Genomic DNA, 24925 nt, shown 5'->3' with positions numbered 1-24925 from the left:
AACATGCCAACATGGTCGAAATCGTTATTTGCGCAAGTTTGCGCGGCGCTGATACTTGGGGTCGTCGTTGGGCTCCTTGCGCCAGAGTTAGCCTCGAAGATGAAGCCTCTCGGGGACGCGTTCATCAAGCTTATCAAGATGCTCGTCCCTGTTATCGTCTTCTGTGTCGTCGTGCACGGAATCGCAGGGGCGGGGGACCTGAAGAAGGTGGGCCGCGTTGGCGTCCGGGCCCTCGTCTACTTCGAGATAGTTACGACCGTCGCCCTCGCTCTCGGCATTGCCATCGCCTACATTTTTGGTCCAGGGCACGGTATGAACATCGACATCAGCACTCTCGATGCCTCGGCGTTGTCCAGCTACGTGGAAAAGGCGCACGAAGTTAGCAGCGGCGGAACGGTCGAGTTCCTGATGAAGCTGATCCCAACCACAATGATCAGTGGCTTCGCCCAGGGCGATGTCCTACAGGTGTTGCTGGTTGCCATCCTCTTCGGTTGCGCCCTGTCGCGCGTAGGCGAGCGTGGCAAGCCGCTCCTTCAATTACTTGAGTTGGCCGGCGACGTGACCTTCAAGATCATGTCCTTCATCGTCCGCCTTGCACCCATCGGCGTGTTTGGTGCGATCGCCTTCACCGTCGGTAAATACGGTGTGGGTTCGCTGGCGCAGCTTGGTTATCTCGTGGCTTTGTTCTACGTCACCATCGCGCTCTTCGTGTTCGTCGTTCTGGGATCTATCATGCACGTAGCTGGCTTCAGCATCGTCAAGCTGCTGCGCTATCTGCGGACCGAAGTCGGTATCGTCGCTGGCACCGCTTCGAGCGATGCCGTTCTGCCGCAGACCATGCGCAAGCTTGAACATCTCGGCATCAAGGACTCGACCGTGGGCTTGGTGATCCCTACTGGATACTCGTTCAACCTGGACGCGTTTTCGATCTATCTGACACTTGCAGCAGTCTTTATCGCGCAGGCGACAAACACACCGCTCGCTTTCACCGACCTTCTGGCAATTCTCGGGGTGGCGCTGATCACGTCCAAGGGCGCGCACGGGGTGCCGGGGTCGGCGATCGTGATCCTCGCGGCAACGCTGGCGGCGATCCCCACAATTCCGGCGATAGGTCTGGTCCTTGTGCTTTCGGTTGATTGGTTCATGGGCATCGCCCGTGCGCTCGGCAACTACCTCGGCAATTGTGTGGCGACTGTGGCGGTAGCGTCTTGGGTCGGCGATATCGACAAGGAACGGGCGCGCCGCATACTGGATGGCGAAGCATTGGCGCCGGTCAGTCCCAACGCCCATGTAGTACCCAGCAAAGGCTACGTGGCGGGATAGCCGTTGGGGTTCAATGCAGTGGGTGCCTGCTTTCACGAGGAAGGCAATGCATTCCGGCCTTTGAGATCTGTCGAAGAAACCCTCCAGGCCGGACGCGTAAACACAGCCCGGGAAAGGTTACGGGCGAACGCCGGGCGTACCTCGCGTTCACGCGTTTCCGCTCGTGCCGTCCGGCCCTGTCGTTGCCTTTGGGGAAGCACTGTCGATGGCATCGGAAGTTGCTACGATCACTGGAAGACAGCTACGCGAGCTTGGTGTTCCGTCTCCGAAATCGATTGGTCGGGGCGCGGCTTTGAAGGCACCAAGCTCGGATACCTGATCGGCCGGGGTGCCGTTCATCTACCCCGATCTGATCTTACACATCTATGAATTGGCCAGCCGCGTACGTCGACAAGTGATGAGCGCCGAGGCGTTGGGATGCGGGCAAGCCGAGCGTGATCGGCCAACCTGACCGGGCAGTGGCTATCACCGCCGTAGAGACACACATTAGGCTCTACAGGAGATCACCCATGACTGAACCTAGTTTCCTCGCTCAATTATCTTCCACGATCGTCGAGGCCGCCGCTGCGGTGGCGCCGAGCATTGTTGAAATTGCCTCAACCCGTTCGCTCGCCACCGGATTCGTCTGGCGCGAGGGGCTCATCATCACCGCAGATGAAGCTCTTTCCGACGAAGGTCAGATCCTCATCGAATTCTCGGATGGCACGCAACACCCAGCCAGCCTGGTGGGGCGCGATCCGTCGACTGACATCGCGCTGCTTCGCGTCGAGGGAGCCGACGCGCCGTCGGCTGTGCTCGACCAAGAGGTGCCTCGACCTGGCGCACTCGTCGTGGTCGCCGCGGCGGCCGAGAGCGCGCCACTTGTTTCATTCGGCAGCGCGATCGCGGTTGGTCCTGCGTGGCGATCGATGCGCGGCGGGAAAATCGATGCACGCATCGAGCTCGACGTGAGATTGCGACGTCGCGCGGAGGGTGGCTTGGCGATCAGTGCGGAGGGCAATGTCTTTGGAATGGCCGTGCGCGGGCCCCGGGGCCGAACCCTCGTCATCCCCTCTGCGACCGTTGAAGGCGCGGCCGCTCTTCTCCTGGCGCATGGCGAAGTCCCGCGTGGCTATCTCGGCCTCGGGCTCCATCAGGTCGCCGTTACCGGTGGCGGCCAGGGGGCGATGGTCATGAGTGTTGACCCCGATGGACCCGGCGCTATTGGTGGGGTCCTGCAAGGAGACATCATCGTCCACTGGAACGGTGAGGCCGTTCCTTCGGTCAATGCGCTCGTGCGGACCCTTGATCATCAATCGATTGGCAGATCGGTCTCCTTGGGGATCAGGCGTGCGGGCGCTGATGTCGAGGCGGCGGTCACTATCGCGACCCGACCCCGCCGATGAGTGACACGGGCCCTGTTACGATCGCGGTGCGCATCGACGATCCGGCGCTTGCGGAGCGGTTGAGCGAGTTGCTGACGTCAGTCGATTGGGTGCGTCTGGCGCCGGAAGGGGAGATCTCCGAGCTGGTCCTCTCCACGGCGCGGGCCCCCACGGAGGAGGCGGGTCTGACTTCCCGCGAACGCGAAGTCGTGGCGCTTCTCGCAGAAGGCCTTTCGAATAAAGAGATTGCTCGCAAACTCGGCATCTCTGTCGATACAGCGAAATTTCATGTCGGCCGCGTCATCGACAAGCTTGATGCCACCGGCCGCACCGATGCGGTCGCGCACGCCGCGCGGCGCGGCGTGATTCATCTGTGAAGGCGCTTTTATTATGCTCGATACACTTCCAATTGACAGTCATTCTGATGACGGTCATCCGCTGACCATCCCACAGATGCCTATTCGCGCGCTGTTGTGCGTGTCGGAAGCCGTAGGCCCATCCGTCGTGCGTGTCGGAAATCGACTCGGCGAGGGCCGAAATGACTGAGTGTGAGCGTCATGCTCACGCGGGTCCTCATTGCGAAGGCCAGAAGACAACCAATGCTTTGTCATTGGCTCTGCGATCTTGAACGACAGCAACGTAAGCATTCGCGGAGGGCCCAGGATCAAAGCATCAACGTTCTACGCCGAGTGGTTCACCAATGATAATTTCCTCGTCGAGCAGTACCGCTTGGTAGCTCGGTTACTCACGGTTCAGGCCCTTGCGGGCCTATAGGGACGTAAAAACTCGTTGGAGGCGACGTCTAGCACCGGATCTAACCCGCGCGAAATCTGTGAAAGCACGTCAATCGTGGCATGCGACGTAAGTCGATGCAAACACATGGAGGGCGGGGCGCCGCGGAAGGATCCCGGTCCGACGGGCAGAAGGCGCGGCGGCGTTCTCCGATCAATCGGCGACAAGGTTTGATCGAGTACATCGGTCGACGCATATCGGTCACTTCCCTGTTTTGCCATAGGTGCCGACTAGCTCGGTTCCGGCAATGATGTGATCGCGCATTTGCGCTTCGATTTGGTCCTTGCTAGCCGCCGCCGATAGGGTGAGCCGGTCATTGAGTGCATAGAGCTTGAAGAAGTAGCGGTGCACACCGATCGGAGGGCAAGGGCCGCCATACGCATTGCTGTTCCACCCATTCCTCGCTGTCTGAGCGCCTGATGGCAGTTGCGAAATCCCTTCCACCAGCCCCTTCAGATCGGGGGGCAGATTGAAAACAATCCAGTGTATCCAGGTCATTTTCGGATGGGCCGGATCCGGCGCGTCCGGGTCGTCGACGATCAATATAAGGCTTCTGGTTCCGGTCGGGATGTCTGTCCATTCGAGAGGCGGGGAAATACCTTGCCCTTCGCAGGTGTAAAGCCTGGGAATGGTTCCGCCATTGTTAAAGGCGGGCGATGCGATAGTGAACGCCATAAGGAGCCTCGGCGAGTTCAAGAAACCGTTTCGTTGCCGCACGCACGATATACCCGTGCCCACGCAATCTGTGGGCGCCTCCAGAACAACGACAGCATCGGCCTATTGGCGCACGATGTCCAGGATGCCGACCCGCAACCAGAGGAGTCCAACATTATGCGATTGCACGGTCGAGATCGCCGAAATGTTAGCCAGCATGCCGGCCGCCGGCATCGATGACGGTTCTTTGTTCGATCTCCTTACCGTTCGCCTCGAGGCATCGCGTGACCGTCTGAAGCGGCCTCGTCCGCTCGCGAAAGAAGACGGATTATCGGAAAGAGCAGTTATATCGCGGGAAGGGCAGGCCATAAGCCGACCCATCCGACTTCGAAGGCTTTGCTCTCGCGCCGGTCGGTTGAGGGCATGACACCAACCCTCCCCAGGTCCACCTGAAAAATCACTGCGTGCACGAGTTGTGCCGACCAAAGATTGCGATCAACGAAGCTGCGTTTGTTTGAGCTAGATCAACGAATGTCCCGCGCCAACGTTCCAATGCTCCGCCAACGATTGCGGGAAAATACCTTGGAATGAAACTCTTCCGTCTTGTCCTTCTGCTCTGCCTCAGCCTGTGCGGCGCCGTATCCGCCAGCGCGGCATCGGTACTGCAGGAGTTTTTGCCGGCCACCACAGCCTCGGATCTTGTGCCGGGTGCGGACGGTTTCGGAGCTGTGCGTGATGATGTGGCGGCGGCCCCGGTGCTGAAGGGCGGCCAGACGGTGGCGTGGGTCTTTGTTACCTCGGATTTCGTGGGAACGACCGGCTATTCCGGTAAGCCCATCCATACCCTGGTGGCGGTGGACAAGGATGCGAAGATCGTTGGCGTCCGGCTGGTGAAACATTCGGAACCCATCGTCCTCATCGGTATTCCGGATGCCAAGGTAAAGGCGCTTGTTGCCGGCTACTCCGGCCTCGATCTCGTCGCAGAGGCGAAATCTGGCGGCACGACCCATGAGGTGGATATCATCTCGGGCGCAACCGTCACCGTCATGGTGATCGACGATTCGATTGTCCGCTCGGGGCTCAAGGTCGCGCGTGCGCTCGGCCTTGGCGGACTGGCCCCGGAAACGGACGATGCCGGGCCGCGTTTTATGATCGATCCCGCAGCCGCTTCACCGGCCGACTGGGCCGAGGCAGAGGGTGACGGCACGCTGCGCCGGCTGGCGCTTGATGTGGCGCAGGTCAATGCTGCTTTCGCCGGGCATCCTGATGAGCGCGCCCGCGCCCGCGCTATCGCGCAAGCGCCGGAAACCACCTTCATCGAGATGCAGGCGGCGCTGGTCTCGGTCCCTTCCATCGGCAAGGCCGTTCTCGGGTCGGCCGAGGAGGCCAACCTCCAGGGCTGGCTGGGCGAAGGCGAGCACGCGGTCGCCTTGATGGGGCGCGGGCTCTATTCCTTCAAGGGCTCAGGCTATGTGCGCGGCGGCATCTTCGATCGCATCGTGCTGATCCAGGACGACGTTTCCGTTCGCTTTCGTGATCGTGACCATCGCCGTCTCGGCGCCATCGCGCTTGCCGGCGCGCCTGAATTCAACGAGATGGACCTGTTCCGCATTCCAGCAGGCCTCGGCTTCGATCCGACAAAGCCCTTCCGCATTCAGCTCCTGGCGCAGCGTGAGGTCGGACCGATCGAAAAGGTCTTCCATACATTCGATCTGGGATATCAGCTTCCGCAGAAGTACCTGCGCGCTGTCGCCCCGCCGGCAAAGGAAGTTGCCGCTGTTGCTGATCGCGACGAGGGGGGCGCACAGGCCGATCTGTGGAAACGCATCTGGAACGACTCGAAGCTGAAGATTGTCGTGCTGGGCGCCATGCTCGTTGTGCTGACGGCGGTGTTCTTCTTCCAGACCTATGCGGTCAGGAACGCCAGGGCGTTCTACATCTTTCGCATAATCTTCCTGACGGTGACGCTGGTCTTCCTTGGCTGGTATGCCAACGCGCAGCTTTCTGTCGTCAATCTGATGGCGCTCTTCGGGAGTTTGGTCAACGGCTTCAGCTGGCAGGCTTTTCTGCTCGACCCGCTTACCTTCATCCTGTGGTTCGCCGTTGCCGCAGCGCTCCTGTTCTGGGGACGGGGAGCTTATTGCGGCTGGCTCTGCCCTTTCGGCGCCCTGCAGGAACTGACCAACCAGATCGCGCGTAAGTTGCGTATCCCGCAATGGACGTTGCCCTGGGGCCTGCACGAGCGACTCTGGCCGATCAAATACATGATCTTCCTTGGTCTTTTCGGGGTCTCGCTGATCAGCGTCGAGCAGGCCGAGCACCTGGCGGAAATAGAGCCGTTCAAGACAGCGATCATCCTGAAATTCATTCGCGCCTGGCCGTTCGTGGCGTACGCCGCAGCACTTATCGTCGCCGGGCTCTTCGTCGAGCGATTCTATTGCCGCTACCTCTGCCCACTGGGTGCGGCGCTGGCGATCCCCGCCCGAATGCGCATGTTCGACTGGCTCAAGCGCTACCATGAATGCGGAAACCCCTGCCAGACCTGCGCCCACCAATGTCCGGTGCAAGCGATCCATCGGACGGGCGAGATCAATCCGAACGAATGCATCAACTGCCTGCACTGCCAGGTGCTCTATCAGTCCGAAACCGTCTGCCCCGTCGTGATCAAGAAGATGAAGTCGCGGGCGAAGCTTGCGGCAAGCCCGGGCGGCGCGCCGATCCATCAACCTGCAACCAAAGTTTAATCGAGCCAAGGTTCAAACAAAAAGGAACCAGATCATGGAATCAAAGGAACACAAGGGACTAAGCCGCCGAGCGCTTTTTAGCGCGACTGCAGGCAGCGCCATCCTGGCGGGCACTGTAGGGCCGGCCGCACTCAGCCTCGGCGCTGCAGGGTTGGCGACACCGGCCCGTGCCGCGACAGGCGCCGACGGCTCGGTCGCACCGGGCAAGCTGGACGACTATTACGGCTTCTGGTCCTCCGGTCAGACCGGTGAGATGCGCATTCTCGGCATTCCCTCGATGCGCGAACTGATGCGCGTGCCGGTATTCAACCGTTGCTCGGCCACAGGTTGGGGGCAGACCAATGAATCGATCCAGATCCATCAGCGCACGATGTCGGAGAAGACGAAGAAGCAGCTTGCCGCCAACGGCAAGAAGATTCACGACAACGGCGACCTGCACCACGTCCATATGTCCTTCACCGACGGCAAATATGACGGCCGCTACCTGTTCATGAACGACAAGGCCAATACGCGCGTGGCGCGCGTGCGCTGCGACGTGATGAAAACCGATGCCATCCTTGAGATTCCCAACGCCAAGGGTATCCACGGCATGCGTCCGCAGAAATGGCCGCGTTCGAACTATGTGTTCTGCAACGGCGAGGACGAAGCGCCGCTCGTCAATGATGGCTCAACGATGACGGACGTGGCGACCTACGTGAACATCTTCACCGCTGTCGATGCCGACAAGTGGGATGTGGCCTGGCAGGTGAAGGTATCGGGCAACCTCGACAATTGCGATGCCGACTACGAGGGCAAGTGGGCGTTCTCCACCAGCTACAATTCCGAAAAGGGCATGACGCTGGAGGAGATGACAAAGTCCGAGATGGACCATGTCGTAGTCTTCAATCTCGCCGAGATCGAGAAGGCAATCGCAGCCGGGCAGTACGAGGAGGTCAACGGCGTCAAGGTGGTGGACGGGCGCAAAGAGGCCAAGTCGCTTTTCACGCGCTACATCCCGATCGCCAACAATCCGCACGGCTGCAACATGGCACCGGACAGGAAGCATCTTTGCGTTGCCGGCAAGCTCTCGCCCACCGTCACCGTGCTGGACGTGACGAAGTTCGATGCCCTGTTCTACGACAATGCCGAGCCGCGCAGCGCCGTTGTGGCGGAGCCTGAACTGGGCCTCGGCCCGTTGCACACGGCCTTCGACGGACGTGGCAACGCCTATACCTCGCTTTTCCTCGACAGCCAGGTGGTGAAGTGGAACATCGATGAGGCCATCCGCGCCTACGCCGGTGAAAAGATCAATCCGATCAAGGACAAGCTCGACGTTCAGTATCAGCCGGGCCACTTGAAGACCGTGATGGGCGAGACGCTGGATGCCGCCAACGACTGGCTCGTGTGCCTGTGCAAATTCTCGAAGGACCGGTTCCTGAATGTCGGTCCGCTGAAGCCGGAAAACGATCAGTTGATCGACATTTCCGGTGACAAGATGGTGCTGGTGCATGACGGCCCGACCTTCGCCGAACCGCATGACGCAATCGCCGTCGCCCCCTCGATCCTGCCGAACATCCGCTCGGTCTGGGATCGGAAGGACCCGCTGTGGGCCGAGACGCGCAAGCAGGCCGAGGCCGATGAGGTCAACATCGACGAATGGACCGAGGCCGTGATCCGCGACGGCAACAAGGTTCGCGTCTACATGACCTCGGTCGCGCCCAGCTTCAGCCAGCCGAGTTTTACGGTGAAGGAGGGCGACGAGGTCACGGTGATCGTCACCAATCTCGATGAGATCGATGACCTTACCCATGGCTTCACCATGGGCAATCACGGCGTGGCGATGGAGGTCGGGCCGCAACAGACGAGCTCCGTCACCTTCGTCGCGGCCAACCCTGGCGTCTACTGGTACTATTGCCAATGGTTCTGCCATGCCCTGCATATGGAAATGCGCGGCCGCATGTTCGTGGAACCGAAGGGCGCCTGATCGATGCGGCTGTCCGTTCTCCTGATCGGCTTTCTTCTTGCCTCGCCGCTCTCAGCGGCGGAGCGCGCAGTCGTGCCGGGTGCGGGCAGTCTTGCCGAGGCCGTCGCCGGGGCTCAACCCGGCGATGTGCTGATATTGACCGACGGGGCCTATGGCGGCCCCGTCACCATCGACCAGCCACTGACAGTCACCGGTCCGCGCGGAGCGGTGGTGGATGGGCTCGGGCAGGGCAGCGTGGTGACGATTACCGCGCCGGATGTCACCTTGACCGGTTTCACCGTCACCGGTTCGGGCCGCATCAACCAGGATCTCGACGCCGGGGTCAAAATCGTTCAAGGCGCCGATCGCGCCCGCGTCGAAAAGCTACTCGTCACAGACAATATGCACGGCATTGACGTCCATGGCGGCCGTGGCGCTGTTGTCGCGGCGAACGAGATCGTCGGTACGCGCAGCCCCCGCATGAACGAGCGCGGCAACGGCATCTATGTCTGGAACAGCCCCGGCACGCTGCTCGAAGACAACATAATCCGATATGGTCGCGACGGCATCTTTTCGAACGCCAGCGCCGACAGCATCTATCGCCGCAACATCATGCGCGACCTGCGCTTTGCCGTACACTTCATGTACACCCGCAACACCGAGGTTTCCGACAACATCTCGATCGGGAACCATCTCGGCTTCGCGATCATGTTCGCTAACCGCGCGAAGATCCTGAACAATCTCAGTCTCGGCGACCGTGAGCACGGGCTGATGCTGAACTATGCCAACAATGCCGACGTGTCAGGCAATCTGGTGCGCGGGGGCACGAAGAAATGCCTCTTCGTCTACAATGCCCACAAGAACCTGGTCTGGGGAAACCGCTTCGAGAGCTGCGGCATCGGCATCCATTTTACCGCCGGCTCCGAGAAAAATGTGCTGACCGGCAACGCCTTCATCGCCAACCGCGAGCAGGTTAAGTATGTCGGCACTCGCAACATGGAATGGAGCCATGAAGGCCGGGGCAATTTCTGGTCCGACCATCCGGCCTTCGACCTCAACGGCGACGGCATTGCCGACAGTTTCTACCGCCCCAACGATCTGATGGACCAGATCCTCTGGTCGCAGCCGGCGGCAAGCCTACTCACCGGCTCGCCCGCCGTGCAGATCGTTCGCTGGAGCCAGCGGGACTTTCCCGCCACGCAGCCTGGTGGCGTGCGCGACAGCGCGCCGTTGATGCGCCCCCTGACCATCCCTGTCCCCCTCGACGTCCTTGCCTACGAGGCTGAAGCCCGCGGGCGCTGGACTGAAGGAAATTACGATGACACCGACGCTGACAATCTCCAGGCTCACTAAGCGCTTCCAATCGGTGGAAGCGCTGAAGTCCGTTTCCCTGGCGTTGGAGCCGGGACGGCGCACGGCGCTGCTCGGCCACAACGGTGCGGGCAAATCGACGATGATGAAGATCGTGCTTGGTCTCATCCCCTTCGACAGCGGCGAGGTCTCGGTCTGCGGCATGGCTCCCGGTTCGCCCGCCGCGAGGACGCAGGTAGCGTATCTGCCGGAGAATGTCGCCTTTCACCCAGCTTTGACAGGAGAGGAGCAGCTTCGCCACTATCTTGCACTGCGCGGCGAAAGCCCGAGGCTGGCCATAGAGCTTCTTGCGCGGGTCGGTCTTGGCCATGCCGGTCGGCGGCGGATCGGCACCTATTCCAAGGGCATGCGCCAGCGGGTGGGGTTGGCCCAGACGCTGATCGGCCGCCCCCGTCTCCTGGTGCTGGACGAGCCGACTTCAGGCCTCGACCCGGTGTCGCGACGGGATTTCTATGACCTGCTCGACGGGTTGGCTGCAGACGGAACCGCCATCCTGCTCTCCTCCCACGTGTTGACCGAGGTGGAGGCCCGCACTGACCGCATCCTCATCCTTTCCGGTGGGGAACTGGTGGCCGAGGGTACGCTTGCCGATCTTCGGACCCGTGCGGCCCTTCCGGTCGCCTTTTCCGTCCGCGCCGCACCGGGCCATGCGCCGGCGCTGGCAGCAACTTTTCCCGAGGGCGTGCATGGGGAGGATGGTCTCTTGCGCCTTAGCTGTTCGCAGCCGGAAAAGCTGCCGCTCCTTGCCCGGATCGCGGTGCTTGGGAGCGCCGTTGCCGATCTCGATGTCATCCCGCCCAGCCTCGAGGACATCTACAGCCATTTCAGCCGAAGGGACGGGCAATGAACCGCATCCTTGCTACCGCCGTGGGCGAATTCCGCATCGCTTTCCGCAATCGTTGGGTCTCTATCGCCACAGGCATGATGGTGCTGTTCGCCCTAGTGCTGGCCGCAGCCGGCTCCGCCCCGACGGGCGATGTCGGCATCGACCGGCTCTCCGTGACGGTCGCCTCGCTCACCTCGCTTGCGGTCTATCTGGTGCCACTTTTGGCACTGCTGATGAGTTTCGACGCGGTGGCGGGCGAGGTGGAGCGCGGCACGCTGCCACTGCTTCTCACCTATCCCGTCTCGCGCCTGCAGATTCTGCTCGGCAAACTTCTGGCGCATCTCGCAATTCTCGGTCTTGCAGTGACGCTTGGCTATGGCGCGGCGGCGCTCGCAGCCGTCTGGTTCGATCCTGCAGCGACCGAGGGGCTCGGCGCGTTATGGCGGCTGATCTGGTCCTCGGTGCTGCTGGGTGCGACTTTTCTTGGCACAGGCTATGCGCTTTCGGCATTGGCGCGACGGCCGTCTGGGGCGGCGGGGTTGGCTATCGCCCTCTGGCTGGTGGCGGTGGTGCTCTACGACCTCGCCCTGTTGGCGCTTATCGTGACGGATGGAGGCGGTCGCTTCACCACACAGGCATTGCCCGTCGCGCTGCTCGCCAACCCGGCCGACGCCTTTCGCGTCTTCAACCTCTCGGCCGCACAAGCCGTTTCTGCCGCCGGCGGACTAGGTGGCGCCGCGGGCACGATCCCGCTCTGGCAATCAGCGGCCTCCCTTCTCCTCTGGCCACTCGTTGCCATCGCACTTGCCGGCGCAGCCTTCCGAAAGGTGACCCCATGAGGAACCGACTTCGCGTCGTGCTGCTCGCTGCCGCTTTGGCGCTGCTTTCCGCCTGCAAGGAGGACGTACCCCAAAGCATAGTGCCGCAGGACATGACGCCCGAGACCCTCGGTCATTATTGCCAGATGAACCTTCTGGAGCACCCTGGCCCGAAGGCCCAGGTCTTTCTTGAAGGAAGCCCGGCGCCGCTCTTCTTCAGTCAGGTGCGCGACGCTATCGCCTATGCTCGCGGGCCAGAGCAGATTGCGCCGATCCTCGTCATCTACGTCAATGACATGGGGGCTGCAGGAGCAACATGGGACCAGCCCGGTGACGGCAACTGGATTGCCGCCGACAAGGCGTTCTACGTCGTCGGCTCTGCCCGGCGGGGTGGTATGGGTGCGCCCGAAGCCGTGCCGTTTTCAAGCCGCGATGGGGCTGCGGCCTTCGTCCTTGCCGAGGGCGGCCAAGTGCTCGCGCTCGCCGATATTACCGATGCCATGGTTCTGACCCCGGTGGAGACCGGTTCGGAACAGGGAGCGGACGACGACGATTATCTCGGCCGTCTGCACGCACTGCCCCACCCAGCCGGAGGTTGATCCCATGCTGCTGACCCGACGCCGCCTGATCGCAATATCTGCAATCTTGGCAACTGTGCCCGGTGCCACTCACGCCAAAACGGCAGCCCGTTTATGGACGGGCCAAGCTCTTGGCGCCCGCGCCTCTATCCGGATTGATCACCCTGATGCTGACGCCATCGTCACGCGCGTCATGGCCGAGATCGATCGCCTGGAAAATATCCTCAGTCTCTATCGTCCGGACAGCGCGCTTTCGCGGCTGAACCGCGATGGTCATCTTCAAGCCCCGCCGTTTGAGTTCTTGGAGTGTTTGTCACTGGCCGACGCAGTCCATCGAGCGAGCGGCGGGCGCTTCGATCCGACGGTGCAGCCGCTCTGGACGCTCTGGGCCGAATCGGCTGCAAACGGCACGCGACCCGGCTCGGCAGAAGTTGATCGAGTGCGCGCCAACGTAGGCTGGGCTAAGGTAAAGCTTGAAGCAGCATCGATCACCCTGCATCCGGGCATGGCGCTGACGTTGAACGGCATCGGCCAAGGATATGTCGCGGATCGGGTAGCAGTATTGCTTGATGCTGAGGGCCTGACGGACATTTTGATCGACACCGGCGAGTTCCGTGCGCTCGGTGGACAGCCGGGCGGCGGCGGATGGCCGGTCCGATTGGAATCGGGTGAGCGCCTGCCGCTGCGCCAGCGCGCGCTGGCTACCTCCGCCCCTCTGGGCACAACCTTCGATCAGGCTGCCAGAGACGGACATATTCTCGACCCCGTGACCGGAATGCCCGCGCCAGCAACCTGGCGCTCTGTGTCGGTCTCGGCACCATCCGCCGCCATAGCCGACGCACTGGCAACAGCCGCATGCCTGATGCCGGATGTAGAATCGATCCTTGCGATGAACGAGCGTTTTAAGGGTGCCCACCTGGAAGGGGCGTCAATGTAAATGGTTCGACTAACGACGTCATCCGTGGGCTTGAGAACGGCCAGAGGACGATCGAACAACTGCCCAGGACGATATCATCGACGTTGCCCGGTTGATGGTGCGGCCCGGCAGATGAGGTACTCGGTTTGAGTCTGACACCGGTGGATTGGGGCCTGCAGGACCAGATCAAAATCGCACGAATGCTGGCGGAACAAAGTCCCTACAGTCCCCTGAGGCCTTTGTCAGTTTGACCCTAAATCGGTCGCGCCGGATCATTTCGGTGCCTGCATGGCCAGGCTGCTTTTGTACATGTCGCTGATCGACCTCGGGGAACTTCTCGATCGCCGACTTAAACCTGATGCCTTCACTCACAGAGCAAGGGGAGTGGACGCGCGTATCGGGACGTCTCCTAGGGCAGAAGGGATCCGTACTTCATGAGCCCCTTGCACGGCAAGATGTTCACGTTCTGGGCTAAAATGATCGCGTAATGTATCGTCGGGAATGCACCTCTTCGTTTCGGCCGCCGTGTCTGAGCGACCGCAGTCTCAGCGGTTTGCCAATCGCACTCCCTGACCGCCATCCGGTCCAGAGCCGCTTTCGAGGAAGGTAGCCCCTCCGGACTTCGTAGGCGTGTTTGATTGCTTCAGGGGCCGCAGTGGGTTGGTTGGGGCGATTGTCACCCTTCGATCGAGCAGTGCCGATGCCTACCAAGATCAGGTCTCCCTCGGATCGCGCCGCTCGACGGCAACTTCTTCGGCGCGATTATCGTTGAGACGGCTGTTGGACAGATCACGTCGACCGTTGCGCTCTGAGCCTGCTCGGCGTCTGTCCGTAGGTTTTTGCGAATATTCTCGAGAAGTGCCCGGCGCTCTCGAAGCCGACTTCGAGGGCGATCTCAATCAGCGACGCATCCGTCTGTATGAGAAGATGTTTCGCACGTCCCAGCCGAAGCTTTCTGTAGACGAGCGCAGGCGACATCTTGGCCTTTTCCATGAACAGGCGCTCAAGCTGGCGCCGCGACAATCCGACGGAGGCCGCCAGTTCGGAAATCGAGATCGTGTTTTCGGTGTGCTGCTCCATGATGATGAGAGCCGCGTTTAAACGGGGATCATTGCTCTCGATCGCGAGCGGCTTTCTCGGCTGGACATGAAGGTGCGAACGCGCCTTGTCGATCTGCAGGACTTCGAGTGCATTCCGCTCCGCTTCCTTACTGATATGAAGGCGCACGATTTGGGCTGCCATGTCGGCTGCACTGCTGCCTCCGGCGCAGGACCCGCGAGTGCGGTCCAGATTGAAGAGGCGGTCCGAGCGAACCTTCAGCTCCGGAAAACGCTCGCGGAATGCCTGATAGTGGAGCCAGCTGACACAAACATTGTGGCCTGTCATCAGGCCGGCCTCAGCCAAGGTGAAGGTCCCGGTGCACAGGCCGATCAACGGGACTTTTCGCGCCGCCGCCCTCTTGAGGAACCCGACGGTTTCGTCGTCGATCGGGTTTTCGCTGTTGAGCAAGCCGCCGACGACGACGATGTAGTTGAATGGGGCAGGGTCGACCAGGCCCGATGTTGGCGCCACCTGCACTCCGCAGCTTGAGGTGATGAGATGCCGTGTGTTGCCGAGGACCTGCCAGTCCGCCCGAATGCGACCGGACTTGTCGAGTTCGTCACTTGCGAGCCGGAGGGTGTCGACGAACAGCGCGAAGGCAGAAAGGGTAAACGATCGGGTGAGCACGAAACCGATCTTGAGCCGGTTGGTCGCCGCAGCAGCGTTGGATTTCAAGTTCATCGCAAACCTACCTCGTTGCCCGGACCTTGATTGGCCTGCGCGGGCCGCTTATCGCGGTGGAAAAGCTTCCAGATAAGCTTCGGATCTTGCCTCGTCATCCTTCGGGCCGGGAGACCGATCTTAGCCTTCATCCGGTCCTCGCATTGCCCGCGAGGGATCATCCCTCACGACCTGCGCGCATTTCCTGCAATCGGATCACCGAGTTTATCCCGAGCCAGGCAAACGGCTCGGGCGGGAGCCGGGTTGGGCCTCGATGATCCATGTATTCTTCGAGTTCCCGTGAGACGGTCCCGGTCGCCAAGTCGGCGGCCATCATGCCGGCAAGGGTGCTCTTGACAGTGCCAAGCCCATTTTCGCAGCAGGCGGAAAAGAGCCCTTCGTCGATCTCGCCAAAAGCCGGCACGTGGTTGAGGCTGAGGCAAAGACGACCTGCCCAACTGTGCTCGAACGGTATTCCCTTGAGGTCCGGAAATCTCGCATCCATTGAGCGTCGATGCGCTCGCCCCATTTTCGAGAGGCGACTTTCCGAAAGGGCGACCGTCGTGTCGTAGGTGTATTTGGTGCGGATCGCGATGCGCGACTGACCGCCTGATGTGATCTTGCGCACGGTGGCACCCATTGCGTCGGCCGGGAGCAAAGCCCAACGATCACGACCAGACACCTTGTGTCCGAAAGCGTCGGCGGGAAATGGTGCGGTCATCGAAGCATAGGCGAAGATGTGCATCAGCCGCCTGCCGAAATGCCCGAAATCTTCCACATGGCCGTTGACACCCAGTATGACCTTGGGAGCGCTTACCGCGCCGCGCGCCACCGATGCCGTCCAGATGCCGTTGTCACGTTTAAGCGACGTCACGGGAGACCGCTCGAAGAGTTCGACTTCGTGTGAAAGTCCAGCAGCGAATTGGCGCACGTAGTCCGCCGGCTGGATCAGCACCGCACCGGGCGTATAAAGCCCGCCGAGGTAATAGTTCGACCCCGTTATCTCCCGCATCTCGGCGGCATCAAGGAAGGTGTGCTCCTCGCCTGCACTCCGGAGGGACTGGCCGAAACTCATATTAAGTTTCATGCCGCGTGCCGTCGCAGCCGCATTGATCTTTCCTGCGGGATCGAAGGTCTCACGCGACATACCATAGGCTTCCGCCGCTTGCGTGGCGAACTTGATGGCGTAACGGTTCTGGGCCACTTCCCGGCGAGTGGCGTCAGCCGTTCCGCTTGAATATTCGTTGGATGACAGGTTGTGCGGCACGTCAATCATGTAGCCGGAGTTCCGACCCGACGTACCCTTGCCCACTTCACTCGCCTCCAGGATGACGATCTTGTCGTCGGGGCGCAGTTGCAGCAGGCGGCGCGCTGCCGAAAGGCCGGCAAAGCCGGCGCCGATGATAAGCCAGTCTGCGTTCACGTGGCCGTCGAGCGATCGAACCGGAAACGAACGCCGGCTGATCGCCTCCCAGCCCGAAATGCCATTTTCGACCGGCAAGCGTTTGACGGACCGCGTGATCATCTCATCGTCTCGCTCGTCGATTGAAGAAGTTGCCTGCCGTGTTCGAAGACAACGGCAGGAAATTGAACGCCCTTGGATATCGCGTTGAGCTCATGCATGGTTGGTCCCCGAGGTGATCTGAGCGACGGTGCGCTTCAAGGTGGCGACGATCGTCTCGAGGGTTTTCTTTTCTTCGGCATTGAGCGGGCCGAGCGGCGTTCTGACCGGTCCCGCCGGCAGCCCGATCAGTTCACATCCATGCTTGATCGACTGGACGAACTTGCCGCATTCGAGAAAATCCATGAGCGGCAGCATCGCCGTCATGATCGCCCGTCCCTTGTCGAAGTTCTTCTCGACGACGCAGGCCTCATAAAGAGCGACATGTTCCTTCGGCAGAAAGTTGGAGCCGGCACAGACCCAACTCCTTGCGCCCCAGGCAAAGAATTCGAGTGCCTGGTCATCCCAACCGCAGGAAAGAGCAATGTGCGGGTATTTGCGGGCGAGCAGATGAAGATTGGCCATGTCGCCGGAACTTTCCTTGATGGCCACGACGTTTCTGGATTCGCTGACTCGGGAGAAATACTCATCCCCCATCACTACCCCCATGCGGGCCGGATAGTTGTAGAGCATGATCGGGAGATCGGCCGCCCGGTCCACCGTCAAAGCGTGGACCGCGTTCTCCTCCTGTGTCGGCAATGCGTAGGGCGGCGATGAAACGAGAATGGCGTCAGCGCCTATCTCTTTGGCCGCCTTGGCGAACTCCACGGAGTCTTCCGTTCTGGTGGCACCCGTGCCAACGATGAGTGGTATCCTTGAGCCGATCACATCCTTGGCGAGGGCGGCGAGGGCGAAACGTTCCTGGGCGCTCTGGGCGTAGTACTCGCCGGTCGATCCGCCAATTATGATGCCGTGAACCCTGGCCTCGATAAGGGACACGAGCACGGCTGCAAAACCCTTGCGGTCGATTTGCCCGTCGTGCCCGATCGGCGTGATTGCTGGGGTGTAAATACCTTCGAACTTCATGATGTCTTCTCCATCGATAGGGCCGGAATTTGGACGAGCGGCCTCCGCCGCGGCGACGCCTGGCCCGGCTTCTTAGATTTCCGTTGGATGGGTGCGAGTCTCCCGCCGCTCAGTGCGGCGTTACGACCGCCGCGGCCAGCCGCTTCAGATCAACGACGCCGACAGGCATTCCGACGGCATCGACCACCACCAGATCCTTGGCATCCTTGTGCACCAGAATCTTGAGGGCGGCTTCGATCGTGCTTCCCGTGCTCAGTGTTGCGCCATTGACGGCATGATCCGCGGCGACCGGCGTCATGACGGCCTCGACATGAACGACCCGACCACGGTTCACCTCCTTGACGAAGTTGGCGATGTAGTCGTCGGCAGGTCTAAGGACGATGTCCTGGCTGGTGCCTTGCTGGATGACCTCGCCGTCGCGCAGGACCGCGATCTGGTCGCCCAATCGGAGGGCTTCGTCGAGATCGTGGGTGATGAAGACGATGGTCTTCTTGATCTCCTTCTGCAGGTCGAGAAGAACCGTCTGCATGTCCATGCGGATCAGTGGGTCGAGGGCCGAATAGGCCTCGTCCATCAAGAGAACCGGCGCGTCGTTGGCAAGCGCACGAGCGAGGCCGACACGCTGCTGCATGCCGCCGGAAAGCTGATTGGGGTATTTGCTTTCAAAGCCTTTCAGACCGACGCGCTCGATCCATCGCATTGCGATGTCGACGCCCTTCGCGCGCTCGAGGCCCTGAACCTCAAGGCCATAAAGCGTGTTGTCCAGAACGTTGCGATGGGGAAGCAGCGCGAACTTCTGGAACACCATGGCCGTCTGGTGCCGTCGAAACTCGCGCAACTCCGGCTGGCTCATCGTGACGACGTCGACGCCGTCGACAAGCACTTCGCCGGCCGTCGGATCGATCAGGCGGTTGATGTGCCGGATGAGGGTTGATTTGCCCGAACCCGACAAGCCCATGATCACCTGGATGCAGCCGGACGGGATTTCGATGTTGATGTCCCGCAAGCCGAGAACATGCCCATGTCGTTCGTTGAGCTCCGTCTTCGTCAGGCCTTTCTGCACTGCGTCGACATGGGCTTTCGCGTTCGGTCCGAAGATCTTGTAGAGGTGGCGGATCTTGATGCCGCCGAACTTCGTGTCAGCCATGGACGATCTCCCTATGTTTCTGGAGCCTCTCGCCGTATGCCTGGCTGACCCGGTCGAAGATGATGGCGATGCCGACGATGGCAAGGCCGTTGAAAATGCCCAGCGTGAAGTACTGGTTGGCGATTGCCTTCAGCACGGGTTGGCCAAGACCCTGCACACCGATCATCGACGCGATGACGACCATGGCCAGCGCCATCATGATCGTCTGGTTGATGCCGGCCATGATCGTCGGCAAGGCCAGCGGTAACTGCACGTTCTTGAGCTTCTGCCAACCGGACGAGCCGAAGGCATCGGCCGCTTCAAGAACGTCCTTGTCGACGAGGCGAATACCGAGATTGGTAAGCCTGATCATCGGCGGTATCGCGTAGATGACCACCGAGATGAGGCCCGGAACCTTGCCGATCCCCAGCAGCATGACGACGGGGATCAGATAGACGAAGCTCGGCATCGTCTGCATGACGTCGAGCACCGGGTTGACGACCCGCTGGAGGCGATCGGACCGAGACATCAGAATGCCGATCGGAATGCCGATGGCAATCGACAGCAGCGTGCAGACGAAGATCATCGAGACCGTCCGCATCGTGTCGTCCCACATGTCGAAATAGCCGATCGCCAAAAGGGTCACCAAGCAACCCAGCACGACTTTCAAGCTTCTGCTCGCACCCCAGGCGATCGCCAGGATGATGATGAGAATGATGGGCCAGGGCGTTTGTGTCATGAAGCGCTCGGAAGCGATCAGAAAGTGCTGTAAGGGGGAGAAAAAGCCCTCGATGGCGTCGCCATAGGCGCGCGTGAACGACCGGAATCCTTCGTCTATCGCTTTTTTCAGCATGCGAAGACGGTCGTCGTTCATGTGTGGGAATTCATAAAGCCATTCCATTCGGTTCCCCCCTTTTTGAAGAAGCCGGCGCAAGGTTTTCGATTTTGGCAAAGGTGCGGTGCGCCGGAGCACCCCGCACCCAGAAGTGGCTTAAAACGCCGATTTGATCTTCTCGGCCGCTTCCGGCGAAACCCACTTTGACCAAACGGCTTCATTTTCTTCGAGGAAGTGCTTGGCGCCTTCTTCGCCGCTTGCCTGATTGTCCGTCATCCAGGCCATCAGCTTGCTGACAGTGTCGTTGCTCCAGGCGCGCTTGTTGAGATAGTCCATGACCTCAGACCCGACCTTTTCGGAGAACGGTTTGGCCACCAGCGTGACGATCGTATCGACGGGCCAGGCGCTCGGCTTGGGATCTGAACAATCGGCGACGGTGATGCAGCGTTTCCATTCGGCCGCATCGACCGGTACGCCTGCATCGAGCTTTACCATCTCGTACTTGCCAAGCAGCGCAGTCGGCGCCCAGTAGTAGCCAACCCATCCTTCCTTGCGTTCGTAGGCCTTGGCGATGGAACCGTCGAGACCCGCTGCCGAACCGGTGTCCACCAGCGTGAAACCTGCCTTCTCGGCTTCGAACGCCTTGAAGTACTGGGCCGTGACCACCGTGCCGCCCCAGCCCTGCGGGCCATTGAATATGGCGCCCTTCTTCGCGTCTTCCGGATCCGGGAAGAGTTCCGGATGCTTCAGCACGTCGCCAATCGTCTTGATGTCCGGATGGGCATCAGCGAGATACTTCGGGATCCACCAGCCCTGCACGCCGCCATCGGGCAGGGGGGAGCCGACCTTGACGATCCGGCCTTCTTCCGTTCCCTTTTTGACGATATCGGGCAAAAGGTCGATCCATGCTTCCGGAGCGATGTCGGGCTGGCCCTTCTCCGCCATGGAAGTGATGGTCGGCACGGTGTCGCCGATGGTGATCTCGGCGCTGCAGCCATAGCCTTCATTGAGAATGAATTTGTCGAGGTTCGACAGCACCTCGGCGCTCTGCCAGTTCATGCTGGCGATGGTCACGCTGCCGCATTCGGCGGCATGTGACACCGATGCTCCGCCAAGTAGGCCGAACATCAAGCAGGTAGATGCAAGCAACTTTTTCATTTTTCCGTTCCCTTTTTTGGCGGCACGTTCCATCAAAGCCGGAGTGCCGCGACCACCGACTTCAGTTATTGAAAGGATCTATTGCCGCCCTTTGTTTGCGGCGACTATCTACTCACCACCGGCGCGCCACTCACGGAACGCGAGGTTTGCCTTAGCCCCGATTGTCCGAAGCGGTTGACGAGGCAGCGATTTCGGCGCGTCGAAGCGCGCGAAGATTTCGGTCAGCCTTGATTTGACGCCAAGCATCAGTTCTGCCGCTGCGATGCCGTTTGCTGTGGCTTTCGTGGCGCCGACGCCGTTGCACCCGCACGCTGCAAATATGCCGGCCTCGATCTCGCCGAAAGCGGGCACAGAATTCCATGTCAGCGCCATTGCGCCGCCCCATCGAAATTCCATCGGAATATCTGTCAGATGGGGAAAGCGGGCGTGGTACTTCTGGTCATGCTTCACACCAGCGCGCCGGAGGGTTCCCTCGCTCGCCTCGATATTGTGGTGATAGGTGTAGCGGGAGCGGACAAGAATACGGTCGCCGCCCTGACCCTGAATGCGCCGGACGGTGGTACCCATCGGAAGGGCCGGTGTCGCTGCCCATTTGCGGTGACCCGGCAACCGGCTTGGGTCGAACTCTCGCGTCATCGAGGCAAAGGTGAATACGTGGAGAAACCGGCTCGCAAAGAAGCCGAAGCTCTCCGCATGGCCATTGTTCGCAAGGATGATGCGGTCGGTACTGATTGAGCCTTGGGGCGTCTTGACGAGCCACCCGTGACCGGCATTTTCCAACTGCACTGCGGGAGTATTTTCGTAGACCCTGACCGGTTCACGCAGGCTATCTGCGACGCCGCGAATATAGGCCGCCGGCTGCACCATGATGGTTCCAGGCGTGAACAGCGCCGACGTATAGGTGTTTGTGCCCGTCACGTCGGCGATTTCGCGCGCATTGAGCAGCTCATGCCTTTCGCCAAGTTTCACCAGTCCCTCGGCATAATCGAGGAGATGCTGGTCTCCCTCATCGCTGATGGCGACGCTGTAGCGCCCACACGGATCGAAGATTTCGCGGCCCCAGCCCTGTTCCTGTGCAACGACCCTGGCAAGGCCGATGGCCGTCCGGCTGATCTCGATTGCCTCGCGGCTCTTTGCAGCCGAGTCCCCGCTGTAGTCTTCGGAGGAGACCTCGTGCGGCAGGTCGATGATGAAACCGGAGTTTCGTCCCGCCGCCGCCTCCCCGATGACACCGGCCTCAAGGACGGCGACATGGAGTGTCGGGTCGAGTTCCATGATCCTGCGTGATGCGGAAAGACCCGCAAAGCCGCCGCCGATGATGACAACGTCAGCGGTGGTATGTCCCTCGAGCCGGGGCTTTGCCTGGCGGGCAGGGAGCATCGCAACCCACCCGGAAACGCCCGTGTTCTTCGGGAGTCTCGATGCAACAAATACCTTTTTCGAGGGCGTGCTCACGGTTTAGGCTTCCCGTTCGATCAGGCTGCCGAGGGCAGCGCGGATGGTTTCGGTCCGGCCTGCAGCAAGCGGGCGTAGCGGCTTTCGCGGCGCGCCGGCACCATGGCCAGTGAGTTCGGCGGCGGCATAGACCGACTGCACGTAGTCGCCTTCCCAGATAAGGGACATGGCTGGTTCGAGCAGGGACCAGATCTCGCGCGCCTTGCCCCATTCGCCGGCGGTTGCTGCTGCGACCAGCGCGAGCGCGGTGCGCGGCGCAAAGTTGGCGCCGCCCCAGATGAGGCCGCTCGCTCCGGACCAGAGAGCAAAGGGAACGAGGTGGTCGGCGCCGTTCATGACCGGAAGGCCGGTACGAATGAGCGATGCCTGCTTGCCGAGATCGCCGCTGCTGTCCTTGACCGCACAGAAGTTCGGGATCGCGCAAAGTTCCTTGAGAAGCTCCGGCGTCACGGTCACGCCGACGGCGTGCGGGACGTTGTAGCCGATGACCGGAAGGCCGGCGGCGGCCACTTCCGCATAGAAGTCGATAATGCCCTCATCGTCCGTCGGACCCTCGAAGAAGGGCGGCAGGACCATGACGCCGTCAGCGCCGCAATCGGCGGCAAACTTCGTCCGCTCCACCACGTCGGCCGTCAGCAGCGCCGAGGTCTGCGCAATCACCTTCGCCCTCCCGTTGATGATCCTCGAGCCGCGCCGCACAAGCTCCTTCGATTCCTCTTTCGTCAGATACACATGCATGCCGGTGCCCGAGCTCAACACGAAGCCGGGTACGCCGAGCGCCAGATAGCGCTCGATGTTCTGCTCGAGCTTCGCGTAGTCGATGCGACCTTCAGCATCGAAGGGTGTTGCGATTGCGAGGTTCAGTCCGGGAAATGGAAAGTTGGTCATGATTACAGATCCGCGGTTTCGTCGTCGGTGAGATCGAGCCAGATGGTCTTGAGCTGGGTGTATTGGTCGTGGGCGTGAACGGAATTGTCGCGCCCGCCGAAGCCGGACTGCCTATAGCCGCCGAACGGTGTGGTGATATCGCCTTCACCGAAGGAGTTGACGGTGACGGTGCCTGCACGAAGAGCGCGGGCAGCCCGCATGGCGCGTTTGCCGTGGCCGGTAAAGACGGAGGCCGTCAGGCCGTACTCCGTCTCGTTGGCGATCGTGACCGCTTCTTTCAGGCTGTCCACGGTGATGACCGTCAGGATCGGGCCGAAGATCTCTTCCTTCGCATGCCGGGCGGCATTGCTTTCGACCTCGACAATTGTCGGGTGAACGAAGCGGCCCTCGCTGGTTTCGCCGCCGTGAAGGACCTTCACTTCGCCGCCGAGATAGCTCGCAACTTTGCCGTAGTGCGCCTCGGAGACGAGGGGGCCGACGCGGTTGTCCGGATCCAGCGGATCGCCCACGTGCCAGTTCTTCACCTCGGAGACGATCTTTTCCAGCAGCTTTTCCTTGATGGCGGAATGGACGATCAGTCGAGAGATGGCCGAGCAATTCTCGCCCATGTTCCAATAGGCGCCGTTCACGATATGAGCGGCGACCGCGTCCAGATCGTCAGCGTCGTCCATGACGATCGAGGGGTTCTTGCCGCCCATTTCGAGGACGACTTCCTTGAGGTTGGACTCGGACGAATACTTGAGGAAGCGTCGACCGGTCTCCGTCGAACCTGTGAAGGACACGGCGTCGACATCCATGTGCCGGCCGATCGGTTCGCCGACCTGTGAACCCGAGCCCGTTACCACGTTGAAGACGCCGGCCGGGATGCCGGCCTCCAGTGCCAATTCGGCGACCCGAAGTGCCGTCAGTGAGGTTTCCGCCGCCGGCTTGACGACCAGGCTGCAGCCCGCGGCAAGCGCCGGACCGATCTTCCATGCAAGCATCAGGAGCGGGAAGTTCCAAGGCAGGACCAGCCCGACAACACCCACGGGTTCGCGAACGACGAGCGCGATGTGGTCGTTCGAGGCGGGAGAGACCTGATCGTAGATCTTGTCGATCGCTTCGGCATGCCAGCGCAGGCAGTTGATCGTCTCAGGCACGTCCACCGTCTGGCAATCGAGGATCGTCTTGCCGCTGTCGAGGCTCTCCATCACCGAAAGGTCGACTAGGTTGTTCTCAATGAGTTGCGCCAGACGAAGAAGAGCCTGCTTGCGGGCGGCCGGATGCTGCTTCGACCAGCGCCCGTCGGCAAATGACTGCCGCGCACTCGCGACCGCCGCATCGACGTCCTCGGGGCCGCAAGCAGGCAAGTCCGCCAGCTTCTTTCCTGTCGCCGGATTAGTGGTTGCGAACGTGCGTCCCGATCCCGCGTCGACAGAACGACCGTCGATGATGGCCTTTGAAGGGAGGGATAGTCTCGACGCGATTTGCTCGTACTGCGCCCTCGTCAGAAGTTCCGTCATTTGTCTTCTCCATCAATCCGGAAGCCATCGGCAACGCTCGGCGTCGGATCAACGCTCTGGCGATCGCCACCGTCGTTTTGTCATAATACAATAGATAGACATTTAGTCTACTGTCAATAGACACACGAAATGTGATGGTGAGACAGGGCTGCGGCTCGTCTTCCGGCGCGAGGAATGAGGACCAGAACCTACGACAGATACTTGTTCCTGGAAGGTCGCCCGCTGGGCCTTGCGCATCCACCGCGGAGCGGGCAAAAGAGTCGCGTGGCCGCAAGATCGTCGACGGAAATCGAAATGCGTTGACCAGTCTATCTTTTGTAGACAATATAGGCTCAAAAGGAGTTT

At 60.9% G+C, this 24925-nt stretch carries 20 protein-coding genes and 1 pseudogene; 11 read left to right on the top strand and 10 right to left on the bottom strand.

Features of this window, described 5'->3' with window-relative positions; all coding sequences use genetic code 11:
• The first annotated feature begins 3 nt into the window (after nucleotides 1-3).
• From AC3WWH_RS21140 to AC3WWH_RS21125, 4 genes and pseudogenes are all read left to right on the top strand, one after another.
• Complete coding sequence (locus AC3WWH_RS21140) at nucleotides 4-1323, top strand: dicarboxylate/amino acid:cation symporter (RefSeq protein WP_058323019.1); 1320 nt, start codon at nucleotides 4-6, stop codon at nucleotides 1321-1323.
• Between the two features lie 246 nt (nucleotides 1324-1569).
• Nucleotides 1570-1650 (top strand): annotated as a pseudogene (locus AC3WWH_RS21135) (3'-5' exonuclease); the annotation flags it as partial.
• A gap of 131 nt (nucleotides 1651-1781) precedes the next feature.
• Nucleotides 1782-2708: a S1C family serine protease gene (locus AC3WWH_RS21130; protein WP_492377243.1), complete on the top strand. Its 927-nt coding sequence runs from the start codon at nucleotides 1782-1784 to the stop codon at nucleotides 2706-2708.
• Entirely contained in the window at nucleotides 2705-3064 is a 360-nt protein-coding gene (locus AC3WWH_RS21125) for a LuxR C-terminal-related transcriptional regulator (RefSeq protein WP_058323021.1), read from the top strand. The genes AC3WWH_RS21130 and AC3WWH_RS21125 overlap by 4 nt, the downstream gene beginning before the upstream one ends.
• 616 nt (nucleotides 3065-3680) lie before the next feature.
• Here AC3WWH_RS21125 and AC3WWH_RS21120 read toward each other — a convergent pair.
• A complete protein-coding gene (locus tag AC3WWH_RS21120) occupies nucleotides 3681-4154 on the bottom strand; it encodes a YbhB/YbcL family Raf kinase inhibitor-like protein (RefSeq protein WP_058323022.1) in 474 nt (157 codons plus the stop codon).
• 566 nt (nucleotides 4155-4720) lie between these two features.
• Here AC3WWH_RS21120 and AC3WWH_RS21115 point away from each other — a divergent pair.
• From AC3WWH_RS21115 to AC3WWH_RS21085, 7 genes are read left to right on the top strand one after another with little or no spacing between them, the layout of a single operon-like run.
• The gene (locus AC3WWH_RS21115; protein WP_058323023.1) at nucleotides 4721-6877 is read left to right on the top strand and encodes a NosR/NirI family protein; all 2157 of its coding nucleotides are present in this window, start codon (nucleotides 4721-4723) and stop codon (nucleotides 6875-6877) included.
• 34 nt (nucleotides 6878-6911) lie between these two features.
• Nucleotides 6912-8840, top strand: a complete 1929-nt coding sequence (gene nosZ, locus AC3WWH_RS21110) for a TAT-dependent nitrous-oxide reductase (RefSeq protein WP_058323024.1) — start codon at nucleotides 6912-6914, stop codon at nucleotides 8838-8840.
• Nucleotides 8841-8843: 3 nt separating this feature from the next.
• On the top strand, nucleotides 8844-10172 hold the full coding sequence (locus AC3WWH_RS21105; protein ID WP_058323025.1) for a nitrous oxide reductase family maturation protein NosD: 1329 nt from the start codon (nucleotides 8844-8846) through the stop codon (nucleotides 10170-10172).
• On the top strand, nucleotides 10138-11037 hold the full coding sequence (locus tag AC3WWH_RS21100; protein ID WP_058323026.1) for an ABC transporter ATP-binding protein: 900 nt from the start codon (nucleotides 10138-10140) through the stop codon (nucleotides 11035-11037). Before AC3WWH_RS21105 ends, AC3WWH_RS21100 begins: the two co-directional genes overlap by 35 nt.
• Nucleotides 11034-11855 carry an ABC transporter permease gene (locus tag AC3WWH_RS21095; protein ID WP_058323027.1) on the top strand — a complete coding sequence of 274 codons (822 nt, stop codon included), beginning with the start codon at nucleotides 11034-11036 and terminating at the stop codon, nucleotides 11853-11855. Before AC3WWH_RS21100 ends, AC3WWH_RS21095 begins: the two co-directional genes overlap by 4 nt.
• Complete coding sequence (locus AC3WWH_RS21090; RefSeq protein WP_058323028.1) at nucleotides 11852-12433, top strand: nitrous oxide reductase accessory protein NosL; 582 nt, start codon at nucleotides 11852-11854, stop codon at nucleotides 12431-12433. Before AC3WWH_RS21095 ends, AC3WWH_RS21090 begins: the two co-directional genes overlap by 4 nt.
• Nucleotides 12434-12437: 4 nt before the next feature.
• A complete protein-coding gene (locus tag AC3WWH_RS21085) occupies nucleotides 12438-13349 on the top strand; it encodes an FAD:protein FMN transferase (protein WP_082640890.1) in 912 nt (303 codons plus the stop codon).
• Nucleotides 13350-14117: 768 nt separating this feature from the next.
• Here AC3WWH_RS21085 and AC3WWH_RS21080 read toward each other — a convergent pair.
• From AC3WWH_RS21080 to AC3WWH_RS21040, 9 genes are all read right to left on the bottom strand, one after another.
• Nucleotides 14118-15110: a GlxA family transcriptional regulator gene (locus AC3WWH_RS21080; protein WP_492377242.1), complete on the bottom strand. Its 993-nt coding sequence runs from the start codon at nucleotides 15108-15110 to the stop codon at nucleotides 14118-14120.
• Between the two features lie 157 nt (nucleotides 15111-15267).
• Nucleotides 15268-16614, bottom strand: a complete 1347-nt coding sequence (locus AC3WWH_RS21075) for an NAD(P)/FAD-dependent oxidoreductase (RefSeq protein WP_492377241.1) — start codon at nucleotides 16612-16614, stop codon at nucleotides 15268-15270.
• 90 nt (nucleotides 16615-16704) lie between these two features.
• A complete protein-coding gene (locus AC3WWH_RS21070; RefSeq protein ID WP_492377240.1) occupies nucleotides 16705-17616 on the bottom strand; it encodes a dihydrodipicolinate synthase family protein in 912 nt (303 codons plus the stop codon).
• 109 nt (nucleotides 17617-17725) lie between these two features.
• Entirely contained in the window at nucleotides 17726-18763 is a 1038-nt protein-coding gene (locus tag AC3WWH_RS21065) for a quaternary amine ABC transporter ATP-binding protein (protein WP_058323032.1), read from the bottom strand.
• Nucleotides 18756-19643 carry an ABC transporter permease gene (locus tag AC3WWH_RS21060; RefSeq protein WP_058323033.1) on the bottom strand — a complete coding sequence of 296 codons (888 nt, stop codon included), beginning with the start codon at nucleotides 19641-19643 and terminating at the stop codon, nucleotides 18756-18758. The genes AC3WWH_RS21065 and AC3WWH_RS21060 overlap by 8 nt, the downstream gene beginning before the upstream one ends.
• A 90-nt stretch (nucleotides 19644-19733) precedes the next feature.
• Nucleotides 19734-20735 (bottom strand): ABC transporter substrate-binding protein, encoded by a 1002-nt coding sequence (locus AC3WWH_RS21055; protein ID WP_492377239.1) that lies wholly within the window; start codon nucleotides 20733-20735, stop codon nucleotides 19734-19736.
• A 108-nt stretch (nucleotides 20736-20843) separates the two neighbouring features.
• Nucleotides 20844-22190, bottom strand: coding sequence for an NAD(P)/FAD-dependent oxidoreductase (locus AC3WWH_RS21050; protein WP_058323035.1), 1347 nt, complete (start codon nucleotides 22188-22190; stop codon nucleotides 20844-20846).
• A 3-nt stretch (nucleotides 22191-22193) separates the two neighbouring features.
• Nucleotides 22194-23078: a dihydrodipicolinate synthase family protein gene (locus AC3WWH_RS21045; protein WP_058323036.1), complete on the bottom strand. Its 885-nt coding sequence runs from the start codon at nucleotides 23076-23078 to the stop codon at nucleotides 22194-22196.
• Between the two features lie 2 nt (nucleotides 23079-23080).
• On the bottom strand, nucleotides 23081-24580 hold the full coding sequence (locus AC3WWH_RS21040) for an aldehyde dehydrogenase (protein WP_492377238.1): 1500 nt from the start codon (nucleotides 24578-24580) through the stop codon (nucleotides 23081-23083).
• Nucleotides 24581-24925: the final 345 nt, after the last annotated feature.

Source organism: Ensifer sp. EB106-03-01-XG145 (genome assembly GCF_058792075.1).
The sequence above is the reverse complement of the archived record's forward strand: the minus strand, read 5'-3'. Positions and strand labels throughout refer to the sequence as shown.

Excerpts from the sequence above, each read along its gene's own strand:
- AC3WWH_RS21055 (WP_492377239.1), bottom strand. The coding sequence starts at position 20,735 with ATGAAAAAGTTGCTTGCATCTACCTGCTTGATGTTCGGCCTACTTGGC.
- AC3WWH_RS21080 (WP_492377242.1), bottom strand. The coding sequence starts at position 15,110 with ATGAACTTGAAATCCAACGCTGCTGCGGCGACCAACCGGCTCAAGATC.
- AC3WWH_RS21085 (WP_082640890.1), top strand. The coding sequence starts at position 12,438 with ATGCTGCTGACCCGACGCCGCCTGATCGCAATATCTGCAATCTTGGCA.
- AC3WWH_RS21140 (WP_058323019.1), top strand. The coding sequence starts at position 4 with ATGCCAACATGGTCGAAATCGTTATTTGCGCAAGTTTGCGCGGCGCTG.
- AC3WWH_RS21095 (WP_058323027.1), top strand. The coding sequence starts at position 11,034 with ATGAACCGCATCCTTGCTACCGCCGTGGGCGAATTCCGCATCGCTTTC.
- AC3WWH_RS21115 (WP_058323023.1), top strand. The coding sequence starts at position 4,721 with ATGAAACTCTTCCGTCTTGTCCTTCTGCTCTGCCTCAGCCTGTGCGGC.
- AC3WWH_RS21040 (WP_492377238.1), bottom strand. The coding sequence starts at position 24,580 with ATGACGGAACTTCTGACGAGGGCGCAGTACGAGCAAATCGCGTCGAGA.
- AC3WWH_RS21045 (WP_058323036.1), bottom strand. The coding sequence starts at position 23,078 with ATGACCAACTTTCCATTTCCCGGACTGAACCTCGCAATCGCAACACCC.
- AC3WWH_RS21065 (WP_058323032.1), bottom strand. The coding sequence starts at position 18,763 with ATGGCTGACACGAAGTTCGGCGGCATCAAGATCCGCCACCTCTACAAG.
- AC3WWH_RS21060 (WP_058323033.1), bottom strand. The coding sequence starts at position 19,643 with ATGGAATGGCTTTATGAATTCCCACACATGAACGACGACCGTCTTCGC.
- AC3WWH_RS21070 (WP_492377240.1), bottom strand. The coding sequence starts at position 17,616 with ATGAAGTTCGAAGGTATTTACACCCCAGCAATCACGCCGATCGGGCAC.
- AC3WWH_RS21090 (WP_058323028.1), top strand. The coding sequence starts at position 11,852 with ATGAGGAACCGACTTCGCGTCGTGCTGCTCGCTGCCGCTTTGGCGCTG.
- AC3WWH_RS21105 (WP_058323025.1), top strand. The coding sequence starts at position 8,844 with ATGCGGCTGTCCGTTCTCCTGATCGGCTTTCTTCTTGCCTCGCCGCTC.
- AC3WWH_RS21075 (WP_492377241.1), bottom strand. The coding sequence starts at position 16,614 with ATGATCACGCGGTCCGTCAAACGCTTGCCGGTCGAAAATGGCATTTCG.
- AC3WWH_RS21100 (WP_058323026.1), top strand. The coding sequence starts at position 10,138 with ATGACACCGACGCTGACAATCTCCAGGCTCACTAAGCGCTTCCAATCG.
- AC3WWH_RS21125 (WP_058323021.1), top strand. The coding sequence starts at position 2,705 with ATGAGTGACACGGGCCCTGTTACGATCGCGGTGCGCATCGACGATCCG.
- AC3WWH_RS21120 (WP_058323022.1), bottom strand. The coding sequence starts at position 4,154 with ATGGCGTTCACTATCGCATCGCCCGCCTTTAACAATGGCGGAACCATT.
- nosZ (WP_058323024.1), top strand. The coding sequence starts at position 6,912 with ATGGAATCAAAGGAACACAAGGGACTAAGCCGCCGAGCGCTTTTTAGC.